Raw genomic sequence first — 21,778 nt, forward strand, 5'->3', positions numbered from 1 at the left:
CCGGGCTCGCCTGAGCATCCCCGGCCGTCCACTCGCGGACCGCCGCCTCCCGCGCAGCCAGCCACGCCGCGGCCGATGTCCGCACTCCGCCGCGCCGACCGAGAGGCCACCATGCGACCGAGCAGTTCCGACCGCCTTCCGCTGACCGCCGCGCAGCGGTCCCTCTGGTTCGCCCAGCAGCGGCAGCCCGGCAGCACCGCCGCGATGATCGGCGAGTACCTCGAAGTGGACGGCCACCTGGATGTCGGCCTGTTCCGCGCGGCGATGCGCGCGGCGGTCCTGGAGGCTGAGGCGCTGCACACGGTGTTCGGTGAGGATGCGGACGGTCCCTGGCAGCGCGTCGCGGTCCCCGACGACTGGCAGCTGGAGACCCTGGACCTGCGCGGCGAGCCCGAGCCGGAGCAGGCCGCACACCGGATCATGCGCGCGGACCTGCGGACCCCGCGCGAACTCACCGGTACCGCGCTGTTCACCGAACTCCTGATCCGCGTGGGCGAGCGCCGCTGGTTCTGCTACCAGCGCGTGCACCACCTGCTGCTGGACGGCTACGGCGCCATGCTGGTGCTGGCCCGGGTCGCCCAGCACTACGACGCCCTCACCGCCGGGACCGATCCGGGCCAGAGCCCGTTCGGCGGGTACCCGGACCTGGTCGCCGAGGACGCCGCCTACCCCGAGTCCGCGGCCTACGGCCGCGACCGGGAGTTCTGGGCCGGGCAGCTCGCGGACAGCCCCGCCGGCACCGCCCTCACCGCGGAAGCGCCTTCCGGGGCGGCCCGCGAGCTGCACCGCGTCACGGCCGCGCTCAGCGAGGAGGAGACCGGTGCGGTCGCCGCGGCGGCGCGCGCGGCGGGCACCGGACCGCCGGCGGCCTTCCTCGCAGCGGTGGCCGCCTACCTGCACCGCATCACCGGAGAGCGCGAGATCGTGCTGGGCCTGCCGGTGAGCGCGCGCCGGAGCCGCCTCGCCCGCTCCGTGCCCGCGATGGTCTCCAACATCGTCCCGCTGCGCATCCCGGTGCGGCCGGAGACACCCCTGGGCGAACTGGTGCGGACCACCGCGGCCGCGACCCGCTCGGCACTGGCCCACCAGCGCTTCCGCCAGGAGGAGCTCGCCCGGATGTCCCAGGGGCGGCGCCTGGTGGGGCCGACCGTGAACATCCTGCCGGTGAGCCGGGAACTCGCCTTCGGCGGGCTCACCGGCACCGCCCACAACCTTTCGGTCGGCCCGGTCGAGGACCTCTCGGTGATCGTGCACACCGGCGGTGCCCGAGCCGTGGTCGACTTCGACGGCAGCGCCGATCTCTACACCCGCGACGATCTCTCCGGCCACCAGGAGCGCTTCCTCGCGGCGGTGCGGGCACTCGGCGCCGATCCCGGCGCCACCGTCGCCTCGGTGGACCTCGCCGGCCCGGGGGCGCGGGAGCGCGCGCGTGCCGCTGCGGCCCCCGGAGCCGGCCCCGAGACCACGACCGTGGTCGACGCCTTCCGGTCCCAGGCCGCGCAGACTCCGGGGTCGACCGCCCTGGTCGCCGCCGGCACCCGGTTGACCTTCGCCGAACTCGACGCCGCCTCCGACCGGCTGGCGTCCCTGCTCGCCGAGGCGGGCGCCGGGTCCGGCGCCGTCGCCGCGGTGTGCCTGCCGCGCACCGCCGATCTCATCGTCGCGCAGCTCGCCGTCCTGAAGTCCGGCGCCGCCTACCTCCCCCTCGACCCCGGCAACCCCGCTGCGCGCACCGCGCAGATGCTCCGCGACGCTGCGCCGGCCGTGACCGTGGCCCACGCCTCGACCACCCCGTCCGACCCCGACCGCGGCACCGTCCTCGACATCGGCGACGGCGCCGTGCGCACCGCGGTCTACGGCGCAGACGCCCCTTCCGCAGCCTCCCAGTGCCGGCCGCCGCGGCCGGGCGACCTGGCCTACACGGTCTTCACCTCCGGCTCCACCGGGCGGCCCAAGGGCGTGGCGGTCGGCCACGCCGCGCTCGCCCGGCTCCTGGACGCCCACCGCGCGGGCCTGTTCGCCACCGGCCGCCGCGCGATCGGCGGGAACCGCCCGGTCCGCGCCGCGCACACCGCCGGCGCAGCCTTCGACGCCGCATGGGACCCCTTCCTGTGGATGGTCGCCGGGCACGAGCTGCACCTGATCGCCGACCCTGTGCGCCGCGATCCCGAGGCGCTCCTCGCCCACGTGCGTGCCGCGGGCATCGACGCCCTGGAGACCACCCCCTCCTTCGCCGCTGCCCTGGTCACCGCCGGACTGCTGGACGAGGCCCCCGGCTCCGGGCAGGAGCCCGGACCGCTGCGCCTGCTCGCCCTGGGCGGCGAGGCCGTCGACGCCGGACTCTGGTCCGCAGTCGCGCGCTCCGGCCTGACCGGCGTCAACCTGTACGGCCCAACGGAGTCCACCGTGGACGCGCTGACCGCGCGGATCGGCGGCCCCGGCGGCAGCGGTACCGAGGAGCGGCCGCACCTGGGCGCGCCGGTGCCGGGGACCCGCCACTATGTGCTCGACACCGCACTGCAGCCCGCGGCGGACGGGACGCTCGGCGAGCTCTACCTCGCCGGCGGCGGGCTCGCCCGCGGCTACCTCGGCCGGTCGGCGGCCACCGCGGAGCGCTTCACCGCCGACCCCTTCGCCGCCGACGGGTCGAGGATGTACCGCACCGGCGATCTGGTCCGCAGAAGCGCCGACGGCACTCTCGACTTCGCCGGGCGCGCCGACGACCAGGTCAAGATCCGCGGCCACCGGGTCGAGCCCGGCGAGATCGAGGCCGTACTGCGCGCGCATCCCGGCGTCGCCGAGGCCGTGGTGCGTGCCGAAGCCGACCGCCCCGGCCTTCCCGGCGGACGGCTCACCGCCTATGTGGTGGCCGCCCCGCACACGGCGGAGCCCGCCGGCACCGCCGACCCCGCTGAGCTGCGCAGCTACGTCGCGGCACGGCTTCCCGCAGCGCAGGTGCCGCACTCCGTCGTCGCGATCCCGCGCGTCCCGCTGACCGTGAACGGCAAGCTCGACAGCGCGGCGCTGCCCGCACCGGAGGCGGCGCCGCTCCGCCGCGCATCGGCGCGTGCCCCGCGGAGCGAGGACGAGCGCCTGCTGTGCCGCCTCTTCGGCGAGGTGCTCGGCGCCGAGGTGCCCGGTGCCGCGCCCGGCGCCGGAGCGGACACCGCGGAGGTCGGGCCCGACGACGACTTCTTCGATCTGGGCGGCCACTCGCTGCTGGCGACCCGCCTGACCGCGCGCATCCGCGACGTCCGGGGCGCCGCGCCCTCGCTCCGGACCCTGTTCGAGAACCCGACGCCCGCGGGGCTGGCCCCGCATCTTCCGCCCCGGAGCGAAGGGCGCCCCGTACTGAAGCCGCGGCCGCGCCCCGCCCGACCGCCGCTGGCGCCCGCGCAGCGCCGGCTGTGGTTCGTCGAGCGCGCCGCGCCGGGATCGGGCGCCTACACCATTCCGGCTGCACTGCGGATCTCCGGAAAGCTCGACACCGAGGCCCTGCTCAGGGCGGTCGGCGACGTCGTCGACCGGCACGCTCCGCTGCGCACCGTCTTCCCCGCGGACGCCGACGGAACCCCCTTCCAGGAGGTCCGCGCCCCGGGCGAGCTCCCCCTCGACGCCGCCACCGTGCGCACCACCGAGGCCGAGCTCCCGGCGCTGCTGCGCAACGAGGCCGGGCGCCGCTTCAATCTCGCCGCCGAACCACCGCTGCGGGTGCGGCTGTTCGAGGTGGACGGCGGTCCGCGGGCCGAAAAGCAGCACGTGCTGCTGCTCGCCCTGCACCACATCGTCGGCGACGGCTGGTCGCTTGCGCCCCTGTCCGCCGACCTCGCCGACGCCTACGCGGCACGCCGCGAGGGCCGCGCCCCCGAGTTCGCACCACTGCCGGTGGACTACGTCGACTACGCGCTGTGGCAGTGGGAGGTCCTCGGCGACCCCGACGACCCGGACTCGGTCTGGTCGCGCCGCCTCGCGCACTGGCGCGCCGCGCTGGCGGACCTCCCGGAGGAGACCCCCCTTCCCACCGACCGCCCGCGCGCAAGCGCGCCCGCCGCCTCCGCGCAGACGGCGGTCGAGATCGGTGCCGCGGCCCACACCGCAGCAGTGGAGCTGGCGCGCCGCCACGGCACCAGCCTGTTCACTGTGCTGCACGCCGCCGTCTCCGCGCTGCTCACCCGGCTCGGAGCCGGCGAGGACGTGCCGATCGGGACTGCGGCGGCCGGGCGCGGCGAGCCCGCGCTCGACGGCCTCGTCGGCTTCTTCGTCTCCACCGCCACCCTGCGGGCCGACACCTCCGGCGACCCCACCCTGGGAGAGCTCGTCGACCGGGTGCGCGGCGCCGACCTGGACGCCCTGGCCGAGCACGACGTGCCCTTCGAACGGGTGGTCGAGGAGCTCGACCCGCCCCGCGCCCCCGGTCGCCACCCGCTGTTCCAGACCATGCTGACCCTGCAGAACACCCCCGCGGCGGCACCCCGGCTCGACGGCTGCACGGTGGAGCACGAGCCGGGCGCCGCCCCCGGCGGCGCGAAGTTCGCGCTCTCCTTCAGCCTGGCCGAGGAGACCGGAGCCGGAGGCCTGCCCCAGGGCATCCGCGGCACACTGGACTACGACACCGGGCAGTTCGACGCGCGCGGGGCCGGCCTGATCGCTCAGCGCCTGGAGCTGCTCCTGGCGGGCCTGCTGGACGACCCGGCGGCCCCCATCAGCGCCCCCGACCTGCGCACCGGCGAAGAACGTGCGCAGCCCCTGGCGGCGCACGGCAGCGGGCTCGACGCCGTGCCGGAGGGCACCGTGGTCGACGCGCTCCGCGAGCAGGTCCGCCGCACACCCGGTGCCACGGCGGTCACCGACGCCGACACCGCCCTCACCTTCGCCGAGCTGGGTGAGCGGATCGAGGGCGTGGCCGCGCTGCTGGCGGCGCGCGGTGCGGGCCGCGGCGCGACGGTCGCGGTGGCGCTGCCCCGATCGGCCGAGGCCGTCGTCGCCCAGCTCGGAGTCCTCGCCGCCGGCGCCGCCTACCTGCCGCTCGACGTCGACCATCCGGCCGAGCGGCTGGCCGCTGTCGTCGCTGATGCGGCACCCGCGTGCGTGCTCACCCGCGACGGCGCCGCGCCGCTGCCGGACCACCTGGCGCGGGTAGAGATCGCCGACGCCGCTGCCGCGCACGCGGGCGGATCCGCCGCCGCGGCGCCCCGGCTCTCCGACCCGGCTTACGTGCTGCACACCTCCGGCTCGACCGGACGCCCCAAGGGGGTCGCCGTGTCGCACCGGTCGCTGGCGAACCTGCTCGGCGGCCACCGGCGCGGCTTCTTCGCCGCGGCCGCCCGGCACACCGGACGGCTCCGGCTGCGGGCGGCGCACACCGCAGGCCTCGCCTTCGACGCCGCCTGGGACCCGGTTCTGTGGCTGGTCGGCGGCCACGAGCTGCACGTGGTCGGCGCCGACGCGCGCCGCGACGGCGAGCGCCTCGTCGCCGAGCTGCGTGCGCGCCGCGCCGACGTCGTGGAGGTGGCCCCCGGCCACGCCCGCCAGCTCGTCGCACTCGGCCTGCTGGAGGCGGGCGGCCCCGCGGTCGTCGCGCTGGGCGGCGAGGCCGTGGACAGTGCGCTGTGGGAGGAGGTGCGCGCCGCCGGCGCCCTGGCGGTGAACCTCTACGGCCCCACGGAGTGCACCGTCGACGCCACCTTCGCCGACTCGGCGGCCGCAGCGGACCCCGTGGTGGGGCATCCGCTGCCCGGCGTCGGCGCGCTGGTGCTCGACGAGCGGCTGCGGCCGGTGCCCAGCGGGGTCGTCGGCGAGCTCTACCTGCAGGGCGACGGCGTCGCGATCGGGTACCTCGGGCGGCCCGCCGCCACCGCGGAGCGCTTTGTCGCCGACCCCTTCACCGGCGGCGGTGCGCGGATGTACCGCACCGGCGACCGCGCGGCCCGCAGGCCCGACGGCGCGCTGCGGGTGTACGGGCGCGCCGACGGCCAGGTGAAGATCCGCGGCCACCGGGTCGAGCCGGGCGAGGCGGAGGCGGCCCTCGCCGCGGCGGAGGGCGTCGCGCAGGCCGCGGTGATCGCCGTGGAGGCCGGGACCGAACGGGCGCGGTTGGCCGGGTACGCCACCCCGCGCCCGGGGGCCCGGATCAGCGGGCGGCAGCTGCGCGGACAGCTGGCCGCGCGCCTCCCGGACCATCTGGTGCCGACCACCGTGACGGTCCTCGACACGCTGCCGCTGACCGCCAACGGGAAGGTGGACCGGCGGGGCCTGCCCGCAGAGGAGCCCTCTGCCGCCGATCAGGGGCGCGGACCGCGCACGGGCGACGAGGCCGCGCTCTGCGCGCTGTTCGCCGAGACACTCGACGTGCCCGAAGTGACGGCCGACGACGACTTCTTCGCCCGCGGCGGCCACTCCCTGCTTGCGGCGCGGCTCACCGCCCGCGTCCGCTCGGTGCTCGGGGCCGAACTGGAGATCCGCACCCTCTTCGAGGCGCCGACGCCCGCTCTCCTCGCGGCCCGGCTCGACCGGGGAACGCGGGCCCAGGCGCCGCTGCGCCCGGTGCGCCGGCCCGCCAGGATCCCGCTGTCGCCCGCGCAGCAGCGGCTGTGGTTCCTCAACCGGATGGACCCGGAGGCCGCCGAGTACGGGATCGGCCTGGCGCTGCGCCTGACCGGAGCGCTCGACACCGCGGCGCTGACCGCGGCGCTGGGCGATGTGACCGACCGGCACGAGAGCCTGCGCACCGTCTTCCCCGTGGATGCCCACGACGACCGCCCTTACCAGGACGTTCTCCCCCCGGAGCGGGCCCGCCCTGAGCTGGCGGTCGAGGAGGTCTCCCAGGACGGGTGCGCCGGACGGATGTCGGCGCTGCTGCGCACGGGCTTCGACCTGGCCCGCGAGGCGCCGCTGCGCGCCCATCTGCTGCGGGCGGGCGCCGACGAGCACGTCCTGCTGCTGGTGCTGCACCACATCGCCGGCGACGGCTGGTCCACCGCACCGCTGGCGCGGGACCTGACCGTGGCCTACACCGCCCGGAGCGGGGGAGCGGCCCCGCAGTGGAGCCCCCTGCCGGTCCAGTACGCCGACTACACCCTCTGGCAGCGCTCGGTGCTCGGCGACGCCGCCGATCCGGAGAGCGTCGCCGGGCGCCAGCTCGCGCACTGGCGGAACCGCCTGGCCGGCGCGCCGCACGAGCTGGAGCTTCCCGCCGACCGCCCGCGTCCGGAGGCGACGCGCCAGCCCGCCGGAACGGTGGAGTTCGAGCTCGGCCCCGATCTGCACCGCGCGCTCCTCGGACTGGCCAGGGAGCACACGGCCAGCCTTTTCATGGTGCTGCACGCGGCGCTCGCCGCGCTCTACGCGCGCCTCGGCGCGGGCGAGGACATCGTCGTCGGCAGCCCCGTCGCCGGACGTACCGACGACGCCCTCGACGATTTGGTCGGATTCTTCGTCAACACCCTGGCCGTGCGCACCGACACCGCGGGCAACCCGACCTTCCACGGCCTGCTGGCCCGGGTGCGCGAGGAGGTGCTGGCGGCCTACCAGCACCAGGACGTGCCCTTCGAACAGGTGGTGGAGCAGGTCGCCCCGGACCGGCGCCTGGGACGCCACCCGCTGTTCCAGACGATGCTCGCGCTGCAGAACACCGAGGAGGCCACGGTGGAGCTGCCCGGGCTGCGCGCGCGGACCGAACCCGGCGCGGCGACCGGGCAGGCAAAGTTCGACCTGCTGTTCACCTTCTCCGAACGTGCGGACGACCTGGGCGGCTCCGGGGGGATCTCGGCGACGCTGGAGTACAACGCCGCGATGTTCGACCCCGAGACCGCGGAGGCGCTCGCCGCGCGGCTGACCACTGTGCTGCGCGGCGCCGCCGCCGACCCGGGCGGTCGGCTCAGTGCGCTCGACGTGCTCGACGGGCCGGAGCGGGCGGCGCTGCTGGACCAGGGGACCGGCCCCGCTCTCCCCGCCCCCGAGCTGACCCTGGTGGAGCTCTTCGACCGCCGGGCCGATGCCGTACCCGACGCCGCCGCGCTGGTGCACGGCGCGGAACGGGTCACCTTCCGCGCGCTGCGCGAGTCGGCCGACCTGGTGGCACTCGCCCTCCGCGGGCAGGGGGTGGGACCGGGCGACACCGTCGCCGTCCTGGTGCCCCGCTCCACCCGCACCGTGAGCACCCTGCTGGGGGTGCTGAAGAGCGGGGCCGCCTACCTCCCGCTCGACCCCTCCCACCCCGACGCGCGGCTCACCGGGCTGCTCGCCGACGCCGCCCCGACACTGGTCCTGACGGCCGAGGGGCAGCATGAGCGGCTCAGCCCGGCAGTCCCGGTGCTGCGCCTGGACGGTCCGCCCCCGGCCACCCCCCTGCTGCCGGGGCGCTCGCCCTCCGCAGCGCCGCCCCGCGCGCACCGCCGCGTGGACCCGGCGGACACCGCCTACGTCATCTACACCTCCGGGTCGACCGGGCGGCCCAAGGGCGTGGAGGTGGAGCACCGCTCGCTGGCCAACCTCTACGCGTCCCACCGCCGGGACCTGTTCGCCCCGGCACGCGAGCGGCGCGGAGGCCCGCTACGGGTGGCCCACTTGGCCGGGGCGGCCTTCGACGCCGCGTGGGACCCGGTGCTGTGGCTGGTGGACGGCCACGAGCTGCACATCATCGGCGACGCGCTGCGCGCAGACCCCGAAGCGACTGCTGACCACCTGCGCGCAGCCGGGATCGACTCGGTGGAGCTGACACCGTCGCACGCCCGCCGGCTGATGGACGCCGGACTGTTCGACGGCGACGGCGGCCCCACGACCGTCGCCCTCGGCGGAGAGCCGGTCGACTCCGCGCTGTGGGAGCGGCTGCGCCGCCTGCGCGGAGTGCGGTCCTACAACTTCTACGGCCCCACCGAGTGCACGGTGGACAGCGTCACCGCTCCGCTCGACGCGGCGCAGGACCCCGTGATCGGGCGCCCGGTCGCCAACACGCGGGCCTACGTCCTCGATCCCGGCCTGCGCCCGGTACCGCCCAGGGCGGTGGGCGAGCTCTACCTGGCCGGCGCGGGGGTCGCCCGCGGCTACCGGGAGCGTCCGGCGCTCACCGGCGGCCGGTTCGTCGCCGACCCGTTCACCCCGGGCGGCGGGCGCATGTACCGGACCGGCGACCTGGTGCGCTGGGACCGCACCGGAGCCCTGGAGTTCGTCGGCCGCGGCGATGACCAGGTGAAAATCCGCGGCTACCGCGTGGAACCGGACGAGACCGGCGCCGTCCTCGCGACCCACCCCGGGGTGGCCGAGTGCGCCGTCACCGCGCACCACGACCCGGCGGCGGGGTACCGCCTGGTCGCCCACGTCGCACCGTCGGGGGAGGCGCCCGCGGCGGTGCACGAGCTCCGCGACTACCTCGCCGAGCGGCTGCCGGAGTACATGGTGCCCGCCGCCTTCACCGAGGTCGGCGCCCTGCCGTTCACCCCGAACGGCAAACTCGACCGGGCGGCCCTGCCTGCGCCCGACTTCGCCGCGGCCGGGACGGGCGATCCGCCGCGCGGACCGCGCGAGGCGGCGGTGTGCGAGCTGTTCGCCGAGGCACTGGGGGTCGACCGGGTGGGTGTCCACGACGACTTCTTTGAACTGGGGGGGCACTCCCTGCTCGCGGTCGGACTGATCTCCCGGGTGCGCACCGTGCTCGGCGCGGAGGTGGCCGTCCCCGACCTCTTCCGGGCGTCCACACCGGCCCGGCTGGTGGCCAGGGCCGACGCCGGAGGCGGGGATGCCGAGTCCGCGTTCGGGCGCGTGCTGCCGCTGCGCCCGACGGGGACGCGCCCGCCGCTGTTCTGCGTCCATCCCGCTGGCGGACTCGCCTGGGCCTACGCGGGGCTGCTGCCCCACCTCCACGCCGACCAGCCGGTCTACGGCCTCCAGGCGCCGGGGATGGACCCCGGTGCAGCGGAACCGCGGACACCGGACTCGCTCACCGCGCTCGCCGACGACTACATCGCCTGGATGCGCGCGGTGCGGCCGGAGGGGCCCTACCGCCTCCTCGGCTGGTCCTTCGGGGGCAATCTCGCCCACGTGATCGCCGCGCGGCTGAGCGCCCTCGGGGAGACGGTCGACCTGCTCGCACTGCTCGACTCCGCCCCGGGTGCGCCCCGGGCCGCGGCCGGCGCCGCCGCCAGCGGCGCGCACGCCGCTCTGGCGATCGCCCTGGGCCACGCCGGCGCGCCGGAGGAGCTGCGCGGCCTCGACGGTCCCGGCCTGGTCGACCTGTTCGGCCGCGCGTCGGGCCCGCTCGCCACGGTCGGCGCTGCCACCGCCGACCGGATGGCCGGGTCCTTCGCCGCGCAGTCCGGTGTCCTCGCCGCGGAGCCGCCGGGGGTGACCGCCGCCGAGACGCTGCTGTTCACCGCCGCGCGCGACGGCCGCACCGGCCAGGGCGCCGCGTGGGAGCCGCTCACCACGAGCGCGGTCCGCGTCCATGCGGTCGACGCCACCCACGCCGGGATGACCGCGTCCGCGGCGCTGGAGCGCGTCGCCGCGGTACTCGCCGAACAGGAGAGGTCGCCCTGCCCCTGAAGCCGGGCACGGGCAGCCGCACGCCACCACGATGCGATGGAGGACCATCATGAACAACCCCTTCGACGATGCCGACGGCCGCTTCCTCGTCCTCGTCAACGACGAGGAGCAGCACTCCCTGTGGCCCGCGTTCGCCGAGGTCCCGGGCGGCTGGGTGGTCGTGCACGGCCCCGGCGGGCGCCAGGAGTGCCTGGACCACATCGAGGCCAACTGGACCGACATGCGGCCGCGGAGCGTCCGCGAACTCGACGCGCTGTGAGTCCCGACGCCCGGGCACGTCCGGGCACCGAACGGAGGGGACGGCGATGACGCTGCCCGCCCCCGAGCACGCCCTGGAGGCGGCCGGGCTGACCAAGTCCTTCGGGACCCACCGCGCTCTCAGCGGTGTCGACCTGGCGCTGCCCCGGGGATGCGTCCTCGGGCTGCTCGGCCCCAACGGGGCCGGGAAGACCACCACGGTGCGCATCCTGACCACGCTGCTCCGACCGGACGGCGGCAGCGCCCGCGTTGCGGGGTGCGACGTGGTGCACGACGCCGCCGGGGTGCGCCGCCGCATCGGCGCCTCCGGCCAGTACGCGGCTGTCGACGGCAAGCTCACCGGGCACGAGAACCTCGTCCTGGTGGGCCGCCTCTACGGCCTGCGCCGGCGGGAGGCCCGCCGCCGCGCAGACGAGCTGCTGGAGCGCTTCGGCCTCGCGGACCTGCCCGGCCGCCGCGCCGAGCACTACTCCGGAGGGATGCGCCGGCGGCTCGATCTTGCCGGGGCGCTGGTCGCGCGGCCGGAGGTGGTGGTCCTCGACGAACCCACCACCGGGCTGGACCCGCGCGGGCGCCAGGACGTATGGCGCTCGGTCGAGGACCTGGTCGCCGACGGCACCAGCGTCCTCCTCACCACCCAGTACCTGGAGGAGGCGGACCGGCTCGCCGACGACATCGTGGTCGTCGACCACGGCCGCGTCATCGCGCGGGGCAGCGCCGACGCCCTCAAGGCCCGCACCGGCGGGGAGCGGATCGACGTCCTCCTCGCCGGCCCGGGGCCGTCCGCAGCTGCGGCCGAGGCGATGGCCGCTGCGGGCGGCCGCGGGCCGCGGGCCGACAGCGCCGGACGCCTGACAGCGGCCGCGCCCGAGGGGCAGCGCACCCTGGCACGGGCGCTGACGGAGCTGGAGGACCGGGGGATCGGAGTGGTGGAGGCGGCGCTGCGGCGCCCCACACTCGACGAGGTCTTCCTGTCGCTCACCGCGCACCGTGCGGAGCCGCCGGTTCCGGACACCGCCGAATCAGAGGAGGCCCGCCGATGACGACCGCACCGGCACAGCCCGCGGCTACGGCGGCGGAGCCCGTCCGCCGCGGGCCGGCGGCCCGCGAGCCGCTGCCCGCGCCGCCGGGACCGGCCGGCGCCCTCCGCGGAGCCCTGCGGGACGGCGCGATCGTCGCCGGGCGCAACCTGGTGAACATGCGCCGCACACCGGGCAAGTGGGTGACCGGGCTGATCCAGCCGCTCATCTTCGTGTTCCTGCTCGCCTTCGTCTTCGGCGGCAGCCTCGGCGGCGACGCCTACCGGGAGTTCCTCATCGCCGGGGTGTTCGTGCAGACGATCACCTTCGGCGCGTCCTTCACGGCGATCGGCCTGGCGGCCGACCTGCAGCAGGGGGTGGTGGACCGGTTCCGCACCCTGCCCATGTCGCGCTGGGGGGTGATCCTCGGCCGCACGCTCTCCGACCTGTGCGTCAGCGCGGCGTCGGTGGCCGTCGTCGCGGTCTTCGGCCTGGCGATCGGATGGCGCGCCGGCGAAGGGGTCCTGGCCGCCGCGGCCGGGTTCGCCGTCCTGGTGCTGTTCGCCTTCGCGGTGGCCTGGATCGGGGCGGTGATCGGGCTGTTCGCCCGCAGCGCGGAGGTCGCCCAGAGCATGGGGCTGATCTGGCTGTTCCCGGTGACGTTCCTCTCCGGAGCCTTCGTCTCCCTGGACTCCCTGCCGGCGCCGCTGCGGATCGTCGCGGAGTGGAATCCGGTCACTGCGGTCGCAGCGGCGGCGCGCGAGCTCTTCGGGAACGCGCCGCCGCCCGGCTTCGGCGCCTCCGCGGCGTGGCCGGGGCAGCAGCCGCTGCTCTACGCCGTGCTGTCGTCGGCCGCGCTGGTCGCCGTCTTCGCGCCCCTCGCCCTGGCCCGGTTCCGCCGGATCAGCCGGGGCTGAAGCCACTGCCGGAACCGCGGAGGCCGGGCCAGCTGGGCCGGCCGGGACCGCCGCGCCCTCTGCCGCGGTTCCGGAGCGCGCCGGAGGCTGCGCACCCTCGGGCGGCCCTTCCCTTCCGGGGCAGGGCCGGGGGATGCTGGGGGCCTTGCCGCTGCGGGAGGGGTTCGATGTCCGGGCTGCTGCGCCATACGTCCACCGCCACCGGGGCCGCTGAGCGCGGCCGGGAGCTCGGGGCCGCGCTGTCCGGCGCCGTCCGGGGCAGCGCCGCCGGCTATGGTGCGCTGTTCGCCGCGCACGGCGCCCGGCCCGAGCAGGTGCGCGACTGGGGCGGGCAGGCACTGGAAGCGGTCGCCGACTGGGCTCCCGGACTCGCCGCGGAGATCGCCGGCATCGCCGCAGGGGCGGGGCTGGAGCCCTGGCAGCTGGGGGCGCTCAACGCCCGCACCGAGATCCTCGGGGCCCTGGCCACCGCCGGCGAGGGGGAGTGCTCGACCGCGGTGCTGCTGCCCCGCGGCGCACCGCCGCGCACGGTGCAGACATGGGACTGGCACCCCGCCCTCGCCGGCGGCCGGCTGCTGTGGACCCTGGAGCCGCGGCCCGGCCACCGGGTCGACACCTTCACCGAGGCCGGCATCGCGGGCAAGATCGGGGTGAACAGCGCCGGACTGGGCCTGCACCTCAACGTGCTGCGGCATCTCGGCGACGGGCCCGAGATCGGTGTGCCCGTGCACATCGCCGCCCGCCGCATCCTCGATGAGGCGGCCACCGTGGAGCAGGCCGCCCAGATCGCCCGCTCGGCCCGGTACTCAGCCTCCTCGGTGCTCACCGTCGTCACCTACGACGGCAGCCGCGGCGACGCCCGGTGCCTGGAGCTGTCCCCGGACGGCGTCGGCGAGGTCGCACCCAGCAGCGGCCGGCTCACCCACACCAACCACTTCCTCGACCCGCGGCTGGCGCCCGGCGAGCGCGCCGACCTCGCCGAGTCGACCACCACCGGCCGGCTCGCGCGGATCCGCGCGGCGGTCCGCGACCCGGCCGCCGGACCGGTCGAGCGTGCGGCACAGCTCGCCGAGCACACCGGTTCCGGTGACACGTGCATGCACAGCGACCCTGCCGACCCGATGCACGAGCGGTGGGACACTCTGGCCACGATCACCCTCGACGTCGCGGCGGGACGCCTCCTGGTCCACCCCGGCCGCCCCTGCAGCGCTGCCGACGCGCCCTGGGCAGACTCCGCGGCACCGGTCTCCGCGGCCTGAATCCGGTCGGGAGCGGACCGCCCGGGGCAGAGCGGCGGGGGTCAGCCGTGCGGAGCGGCCGAGCGGGTGCGGCGCACGCCCCCGGCTGCGCGGACCGGGCGGTCCGTTCTGACCCACACCACGTGGGCGCGGGCCGCAGCCGGGCTCCGCTGCGGTCTGCCGGCGGTCCGGGCGGTGCCGCTGGTGGTTCGTGCGCAGACCGGCTGTGTCAGCGTCACGGCTGCATCCCTTCGGCGTGGACGGCGGCAAGTGGCCGCTCGGGCGCTCCGGAGGGGGAGCAGCGCCGAGCGGCCACTTCCTAGGAGACCATCTCGGAGGCCGGATTACATCTGCGAAATTCGCAGGGAAAAGCCATTGACACCTGGATTACGAACCGTTACTGGATGGTTCCTCAGTGTGGTAGACCTGCACGATGTCCAGCAGGGTGCGCACTGCCGGGCGCTGCTCCCCCTGGCGCACCGCCGCACCGATGTCGACGCTGGGGCCGGTCAGCGGAACGAAGCGCACCATGCCCGGCACCCCCAGCGGCTCCGCCGCCATGCTGTGGTTGGCCAGCCGCCCGGTGGCGGCGACCGCCGGCGCGACGTGCGCGGGATCGCTGAGCACCGTGGTGCGCGGCGCGTCGAGGACCGGCAGGTCGGACCAGAGCGGCTCCAGGTCGCGCGGGATGCGGGAGAACAGCCACGGCGCGTCGGCCACGTCGTCCGGCCTCAGTTCCTCGGCGTCGGCGAACTCGCTCCACAGCGGCGCGACCACGGCGCGGCGCGTGCTGTAGGCGACGTGGGTGTCCAGCCCCTCCTCCTCGCCGGTCAGGCAGATGACGGCCAGGTCCACGCGGCCGGACTGCAGGGCGATGTCGTGGTCGTCGCCGGAGAGTGCGAGGAACTCCACCGACACGTCGGGGAAGAGCTCGCGCCAGGCGGCCATGATGGGCGCGGTGTCCTTGCCCAGGCCGCTGCCGAGGACCCCGATCCGGATGCGGCGGGTCCCCGGCTCCTCGCCGCCGCGCACGGAGTCGGGCAGCTCCTCCAGGGCGGCGAGGATGCGCCGCGCGTCGGCGACGGCGCGCGCCCCGGCCGCGGTCGGCTGGACGGGTCCGCGCCCGCCCCGGGCGAAGAGCCGGGTCTGCAGGCGCTGTTCGGCGGAACCCAGGTGGCGGCTTACTGCGGTGGGCGACATGTACAACCTCTCCGCGGCACGTCCCATGTGCCGCTCGCGGTCGACCTCGATGATGACCCGCAGTGTCTGCGGGTCCAGCAGCGTCGTCATGGCGTCCCTTCCCGGCCGGAGCGGCTCAGTGGTGGGCACTCTAGGAGTCCGGTCGGGAACAGAGGGTCATTTTGCGGCAAAAGAGACGGCGATTTCCTACCCCCCTCGGCGGAAGCGAACACGGTTCGGATTGCGCGGTGCACAACCGCAGGTGGAGGCGGTGCGGCCGGCTTGTCCCGGGCGTTCCGGTCGCCCGGTTTCCGGCCCAGCGGGCGGAGGAATCCGTGCACGCGGTGCAGCCGTGCACGGAGTGAATCGATGCATTCCGTGAAGCAATGCACTTCGTGCGACTTTGCACGGAGTGCACGCAATGCGTACTCTGGTCGCATGGGGGAGGACACGGGGTGCCCGCTGGGGCGGCGCGAGCGCACGAAGGCCCGGCACCGGCGGCGGATCGTCGAAGCGGCGGCGGCCCTCATCGCCGAGCGGGACGGGACCGGCTTCACCGCCGACGAGCTGGCGGAGCGGGCCGACGTCGCGCGGCGCACCGTGTTCAACCACTTCGGCTCCGTGGAGGAGATCGTCCTCGAGGCCCTCGGGGGCATGCTCGCGAGCATCGTGGCGGGCATCGAGGACGAGCTCTCCGCGCGGGCGGCCGACCCGGGCGACGCCGACGGAATGTTCGACCAGCTCGCGGCCGCAGTGCGGGCCGCCGACCTGGTCACTCCCATCTGCCGTCTCAAGCGCATCCTCGGCCCGGACGGCGGGGGCGTGTCGCACGGCCACGCCCAGATGTTCGAGCGGGCCTTCACTGAGCTGCGCGCGCAGCTGGCGGCCACGCTCCGCCGCCTCCATCCCGACACCGACCCCTTTCTCGTCGACCTGATGTGCGGGGCCGTCGTCAGCGGCGGAGTCATCACCGTCGGCTACTGGGAGGACGCGACGGGAGGGGCCGACACCCCGGAGTCCCGCCGCGTCTGGGACGGCCTCCTCGACCGCATGATCGCCGCGGCGCGTACCGGCTACGGCGCCACCGCGCCCGGGCCCGGCAGCGCCTGAGCGCACGCAGCACCGACCACCGTCACCACCATCGTTTGCAGGCGGACATGGCTGAACTTCTCTATCGGCTCGGGCGCGCCAGCGCGCGCCGGGCCAAGAGCGTCATCGCACTCTGGCTGGCGCTCCTCGTCGCGGCAGGCACCGCGTTCCTCCTCTTCTCCGGGGAGCTCAAAGACAGCTTCTCCATCCCGGGGACCCCCACCGACGAGGTGAACCAGACCCTCAAGAAGGAGTTCGACGGGATGGGCGGCGGCGCCGGCACCGTCGTCTACTCCACCCAGGACGGCGAGCCGTTCACCAGCGAGCAGCAGGAGGCGATCGCCGAGCGCGCCGATGAGGCCGCCGGCATCGGCGGCGTTGAGGACGCCATCGACCCCTTCGCCACCGAGGAGGACCGCGCCGAGCAGGCCGACGAGCTCGAAGAGGGCCGCGCCGAACTCGAGGACGGCCGGGACGAGCTGGAAGCGGGCCAGGAGCAGCTCGACGCCGGCCGCGACCAGGCCGAGGCCGCGGGCATGCTCCCCGAGCTCGAAGAGGGCCTCGACGCCCAGCAGGAGGAGATCGACCAGGGCCGCGAGGAGCTCGACGACGGCCAGCGCGAACTCGACCAGGGCGCCGAGCTGATGGAGATGGCCGACGGGATCGGCACCGTCTCCGACGACGGCTCCACCGCGCTGGTCAACATCTCCTTCACCCAGAGCCAGGAGGAGACGCCTGGCGAGCTGAAGGAAGAGGTCATGGCGGTCTTCGCCGACCAGCCGGTGGAGGGCACCGAGGTCGAGTTCGCCAACGACATCGCCATGGCCATCCCCGACATCGCCGGGCCTGCGGAGATCATCGGCCTCATCGTGGCCGGCGTCGTCCTGGTGGTCATGCTCGGCACCCTGATCGGCGCCGGGCTGCCCATCCTCACCGCGATGATCGGCGTGGGGATTGCGGTCGCCACCGCGATGTCGCTGTCCGATGTGCTGGAGATGGCCTCGGTCACCCCGATCCTCGGGCTGATGCTCGGCCTCGCCGTCGGCATCGACTACGCGCTGTTCATCGTCAACCGGCACCGCATCCAGCTCAAGCGCGGGACCGCTCTCGGCGAGTCCATCGGGCTGGCCAACGGCACCGCCGGCAACGCCGTGGTGTTCGCCGGAACGACGGTGCTGGTGGCGCTGCTGGCGCTGAACCTGACCGGGATCGGCTTTCTCGGCCTGATGGGCTCCATCGGCGCGCTGGCCATCGCCGTCGCCGTGCTCATCGCGGTCACCCTGGTGCCGGCCCTGCTCTCGCTGGCCGGCCCGCGGATCCTCTCCCGCAAGGAGCGCGCCGCGGCCGCCGGAATCGGCGCCGGCGCTGCCGGCGGGGGCGGGGCGCACGCCGCCGAGGTGAAGCCGATGCCGGCCGGCTCAGCGGTGCTGCGCACCGCTGTGGCGGTGCTGGCCCTGGGGGCCGTGGCGCTGCCCGCCCTGAACCTCCAGCTCGGCATGCCGGACGGCCTCGCCGAGCCCGCGGAGTCCACCCAGCACCGGGCCTATGAGACCCTCTCCGACCAGTTCGGCGAGGGCGCCAACGGCCCGCTGCTGGTGGCGGCCCAGCTGCCGGGCGGTCCCACCGACGAACTCGCCGAGGACACCGCAGCGGACCACCAGTACGACATCGCCGAGCAGATCTACAGCCGCGACGGCGTCGCCGCGGTGGCCCCGATCGGCGTCAACGACGACGGCACCATGGCGATCTTCCAGGTTCTGCCGGAGGAGGGCCCCTCCAGCGAGGTCACCACCGACCTCGTGCACACGCTGCGCGACCTGGAGCCGGTGCACGGCACCGGCACGCTGGGCGTCGCCGGCATGGCCAGCGGCAACATCGACATCTCGGAGACCCTGAGCGACGCACTGCCGGTCTACCTGACCGTCGTGGTCGGCCTGTCGCTGGTGATCCTGCTGCTGGTGTTCCGCTCGCTGTTCGTGCCGGTGGTGGCGACGGCCGGGTTCGTGCTGTCCTACTTCGCCGCGCTGGGCGCGGTGGTCGCCGTCTACCAGTGGGGCTGGCTGGCGCCGGTCATCGGCCCGGACACGGCGGGTCTGCCGGTGCTCAACTTCCTGCCCACCCTGCTCGCCGGCATCCTCTTCGGACTGGCGATGGACTACATGCTGTTCATCGGCACCGGGATGCGCGAGGCCTACGTGCACGGCGCACCGGCCCGGCTGGCCGTCGCCCAGGGCTTCCGCGCCGGCCGCTCGGTGGTGACGGCGGCCGCCATCATCATGATCTCGGTGTTCGGCGGGTTCGTCTTCGCCGAGTCGATGATGATCAGCTCGATGGGCTTCGCGCTCGCGATCGGCGTGCTGCTCGACGCGTTCATCGTGCGCATGCTGCTGATCCCGGCGGTCATGCGGCTGGCCGGCGACGCCGCCTGGTGGCTGCCGCGCTGGCTCGACCGCATCCTGCCCGACGTCGATGTCGAGGGCGCCTCGCTGGAGCAGCGGCACGGCGGCGGTGCGCACGGGCCCGGGGGCGGCGGCGATGCGCCGGAGCCGGCCGCGGACCCGGCCGAAGAGCCGGTATCCCAGCAGGGCCGCTGACACCCGGGTGCGCGGCCGTCCGAGCCGGATAGCTGCGCCCGCCCGAGCCGGAGGGGCCGGACCCGCACGGGTCCGGCCCCTCGCTGTGCCCGGCGCGGGCCCCGGAACGCGGCCCCGGAACGCGCGCCTCAGAAGGTGAAGCCGCTGAACAGCACCACCGCCAGGCCGAGGCCCACGACCAGGTTGAACACCGTCGCGAGCCCGAAGACGGCGATCGGCCGCCAGCCCGCCTCGCGGAGCGACCCGGGCGTGAACTCCAGCCCGATGCTGGTGAACGCCGCGATCAGGAACCAGTCGCGCAGCGCCTTCGCGGTGTCCAGGCCGGACTGCGCGTCCGCCGGGCCGGCTGAGGCCCACAGCGTGGCGATCACCGAGGCGAGCAGGAACCCGAGGACGAACTTCGGGAACCGCTCCCACAGCAGCCCCGGGCCGGGCTGCTGCGCCTCGACGCCGGCCGCGGGAGCGACGCGGAACGCGAAGTAGGCGGTCAGCGCCACGGCGACGATGCCCATCAGTACGTTCTGCGTGGTCTTGACGATGGAGGCGATCTGCAGCGCCTCCTCGCCGACGATGGCTCCGGAGGCGGCCACGGCGGCCGTGGTGTCGATGTTGCCGCCGATCCAGGCGCCGGCCTGGGCCGCCTCCAGGCCCAGGAGTTCCACCAGCCACGGCAGCAGGAAGATGGAGGGCACCGCGAACAGGATCACCAGCCCCGCGACGTAGGCCAGCTGCTCTTTGCGGGCCTGGACCGCGCCGGCGGCCGCGATCGCCGCGCTGACGCCGCAGATCGACACCGAGGAGGCCAGCAGGGCGCGCAGCCTGCTGTCCAGGCCGAGGCGCCCGCCGAGCCACCAGGTGAACAGGAAGACCGCCGTGACCAGCGCCAGCGCCTGCAGGACCGCGGGGCCCGCGGCCTGCACGACCACGTCGAACAGGACGGTGGAGCCGAGCAGTACCAGGCCGGTCTTGATCAGGAACTCGGTGCGGAACGCGGGCGCCAGGCGCTCACGCAGCCCGGATGCGCTCAGCAGCAGGTTGCCGAGCAGGCCGAGCAGGATCGCGTAGACGGGGTACTCGACGGCTTCGGCGAAGCCGGCGAACGCGGTGCCCGCAGCGGCGGCGGGCACCTGTGCTTCCAGGAACCGGGTCGCGGCGGCGAGGAGGACGACCACGGCGGCCCCCGCGGCGGCCCAGGCCCACCGACCCGGCCCCACCGTGTCGGGGGCGGACGGCGGTCCGGCCGGTGCGTGCCCGCCGGGGGACACTCCGGCGGAGGACGGGGCGCCCTCCGGCGAGCCGGGCGAGGAGGGAGGCCCGGACGCGCCGGTCACGGGATCAGCCCGGCGGGGATGATGCCGACCAGGGACAGGCCGAGCAGAGCGAGGCCGGTCAGCGTAGCGGCCCAGTCCTCGGTGAGCCGCGGGCGCCGCCGCGGTGTGGGGGACGTGTCGTTCATGGTCCTCTCCCGGACGAAACGGGGGATCCGCCGGACGGATCCCAGTAGTCTTTTAATCCTATCGGTTTGGTGGGTTTAATGGGAGGGGAACCGGCGGAACCGCCGAGACTGCCGGCCCGCTGCAGGTCCGCCCGAGGGCAGGCGCCTGCAGCACCCGGCAGCCCTGCCCGCCCGAGCCGCAAAAGGCCGTTTCCCCTTCGGCGCCCGCCGTGGCCGCAAGCGGACGCATTCGCACCGGGAGCAGGAACGCCCGCTTACGATCGCGGCGCAGCGCCCGTGCACCAGCCGCCTCGCAGCGGCTCCGCGCGGCACGGCCGCGCTGCCGCCGTGCACGGCTTCCGCAGCACCTCCGCGAAGGGCATCCCTATGGCTGGCACCGATAAATCCGCTGAAACCGCCGGAACCGAAGAGCGCGTGGCATCGGCGCCGCTCGACGGCGCCGCCCGCGAACTCCTGGCCGGCAGGAACATGGCGCACGTCAGCACGCTCATGGCCGACGGCGCGCCGCACACCTCACCGGTCTGGATCAGCATCGAAGGCGGTGACCTGGCGATCTTCTCGGCACAGGAGAACCTGAAGGTGCGCAACCTGCGCCGCGACCCGCGCGTTGCGGTCTCGGTCTGCGACGCGCGCAACCCCTACCGGTCGGTGCTCGTGCGCGGCCGGGTGGTTCGCGAGCTCGAAGGGCCGGAGGCGGTCGCCGTCATGCACCGCATGAGCCAGCACTACGTGGGCCACGACTTCCCGGCCGAGACCGCCATCGTCTCGCTCATCCGACCGGAGCGCGTCCGGGTCCAGGAGATCCCGTTCCGCCACCCCGGAGACTGACCGCATCCCGGGTCCGGGCAGTCCCCGGGCCGGCGATCAGTCCCCGGGCCGGCAATCAGTCCCCGGGCCGGCAATCAGTCCCCGGGCCGGCGATAGGACTGCTGCGCGGTGAGGGCCGCGTGTCAGCCTCCCGTGCCGCTGCGGCGCTCGTAGCGGGCGCGGGCCGCGGCGTGGGCATCGCGCAGCAGCTGGAGCGCCGTGTCGCGGGTGCGCGGGCCGGGCTCGACGATGCAGATCCAGCCGAGCTCCCCGTAGACCGGATGGGGGAGCACCGTGTCGTCGACCGCGTAGTCCCAGGAGGCGGCGATCGATCGCGGCTGCTCCCCGGTCAGCTCGGTGAACGCCGCGCGGCCCGGGTTGATGTTGAGCCGCCACCGTCCGCCGCCCAGCCGCGAGGCGGTGTCGCCCGGATAGTCCTTGGTGACGGCGGTGGCATAGGGCTGGACGGTCTGCGGCATCTGCCCGTCGGGCGCGTAGAAGCAGAAGGCGTCGCCCCAGGCGATCTCGGGCAAGGTCCCTCCGGGCCCGGGGACCACCACCAGCGCGCCGTCGAACCCGCGGACCGTGTCGAGGAAGTCGTTCATCTTCATGCTTCAAGCATCGCCTTCACGTGCTTGAGTCGGGTTGGTATACCTGCGCACTGCGACTGTCAGGGATGATGGTG

The 21,778-nt window shown here is 75.2% G+C and carries 12 protein-coding genes; 8 read left to right on the plus strand and 4 right to left on the minus strand.

The genetic code is table 11. The features are described 5' to 3' along the window. The first annotated feature begins 111 nt into the window (after positions 1 to 111). From ACYVGT_RS00275 to ACYVGT_RS00295, 5 genes are all read left to right on the plus strand, one after another. Positions 112 to 10,536 (plus strand): amino acid adenylation domain-containing protein, encoded by a 10,425-nt coding sequence (locus ACYVGT_RS00275; protein WP_460854265.1) that lies wholly within the window; start codon positions 112 to 114, stop codon positions 10,534 to 10,536. A gap of 49 nt (positions 10,537 to 10,585) precedes the next feature. Further along, the gene (locus ACYVGT_RS00280) at positions 10,586 to 10,795 is read left to right on the plus strand and encodes an MbtH family protein (protein ID WP_460854266.1); all 210 of its coding nucleotides are present in this window, start codon (positions 10,586 to 10,588) and stop codon (positions 10,793 to 10,795) included. A 46-nt stretch (positions 10,796 to 10,841) separates the two neighbouring features. Then, the gene (locus ACYVGT_RS00285) at positions 10,842 to 11,837 is read left to right on the plus strand and encodes an ATP-binding cassette domain-containing protein (protein ID WP_460854267.1); all 996 of its coding nucleotides are present in this window, start codon (positions 10,842 to 10,844) and stop codon (positions 11,835 to 11,837) included. Further along, entirely contained in the window at positions 11,834 to 12,730 is an 897-nt protein-coding gene (locus ACYVGT_RS00290) for an ABC transporter permease (protein ID WP_460854268.1), read from the plus strand. The genes ACYVGT_RS00285 and ACYVGT_RS00290 overlap by 4 nt, the downstream gene beginning before the upstream one ends. 167 nt (positions 12,731 to 12,897) lie before the next feature. After that, the gene (locus tag ACYVGT_RS00295; RefSeq protein WP_460854269.1) at positions 12,898 to 13,989 is read left to right on the plus strand and encodes a C45 family autoproteolytic acyltransferase/hydolase; all 1,092 of its coding nucleotides are present in this window, start codon (positions 12,898 to 12,900) and stop codon (positions 13,987 to 13,989) included. A 366-nt stretch (positions 13,990 to 14,355) separates the two neighbouring features. Here the strand turns inward: ACYVGT_RS00295 and ACYVGT_RS00300 are convergent, their stop codons facing one another. Beyond that, positions 14,356 to 15,258 carry a LysR family transcriptional regulator gene (locus tag ACYVGT_RS00300; RefSeq protein WP_460854270.1) on the minus strand — a complete coding sequence of 301 codons (903 nt, stop codon included), beginning with the start codon at positions 15,256 to 15,258 and terminating at the stop codon, positions 14,356 to 14,358. A 327-nt stretch (positions 15,259 to 15,585) separates the two neighbouring features. On the opposite strand from ACYVGT_RS00300, the gene ACYVGT_RS00305 reads away from it, so the two are divergent. Together ACYVGT_RS00305 and ACYVGT_RS00310 are read left to right on the plus strand one after the other, a co-directional pair. Further along, on the plus strand, positions 15,586 to 16,257 hold the full coding sequence (locus ACYVGT_RS00305; RefSeq protein ID WP_460854271.1) for a TetR/AcrR family transcriptional regulator: 672 nt from the start codon (positions 15,586 to 15,588) through the stop codon (positions 16,255 to 16,257). A 47-nt stretch (positions 16,258 to 16,304) separates the two neighbouring features. Next, positions 16,305 to 18,830 carry an MMPL family transporter gene (locus ACYVGT_RS00310; RefSeq protein WP_460854272.1) on the plus strand — a complete coding sequence of 842 codons (2,526 nt, stop codon included), beginning with the start codon at positions 16,305 to 16,307 and terminating at the stop codon, positions 18,828 to 18,830. A gap of 128 nt (positions 18,831 to 18,958) precedes the next feature. Here the strand turns inward: ACYVGT_RS00310 and ACYVGT_RS00315 are convergent, their stop codons facing one another. Then, complete coding sequence (locus ACYVGT_RS00315) at positions 18,959 to 20,161, minus strand: YeiH family protein (RefSeq protein WP_460854273.1); 1,203 nt, start codon at positions 20,159 to 20,161, stop codon at positions 18,959 to 18,961. Then, a complete protein-coding gene (locus tag ACYVGT_RS00320; RefSeq protein WP_460854274.1) occupies positions 20,158 to 20,286 on the minus strand; it encodes a hypothetical protein in 129 nt (42 codons plus the stop codon). Before ACYVGT_RS00320 ends, ACYVGT_RS00315 begins: the two co-directional genes overlap by 4 nt. 366 nt (positions 20,287 to 20,652) lie before the next feature. On the opposite strand from ACYVGT_RS00320, the gene ACYVGT_RS00325 reads away from it, so the two are divergent. Then, entirely contained in the window at positions 20,653 to 21,114 is a 462-nt protein-coding gene (locus ACYVGT_RS00325) for a PPOX class F420-dependent oxidoreductase (protein WP_460854275.1), read from the plus strand. 122 nt (positions 21,115 to 21,236) lie between these two features. On the opposite strand, the gene ACYVGT_RS00330 is transcribed toward ACYVGT_RS00325, so the two are convergent. Then, a complete protein-coding gene (locus ACYVGT_RS00330) occupies positions 21,237 to 21,704 on the minus strand; it encodes a DUF6194 family protein (protein WP_460854276.1) in 468 nt (155 codons plus the stop codon). Between the last annotated feature and the right edge of the window lie 74 nt (positions 21,705 to 21,778).

Source organism: Nocardiopsis coralliicola (genome assembly GCF_054779695.1).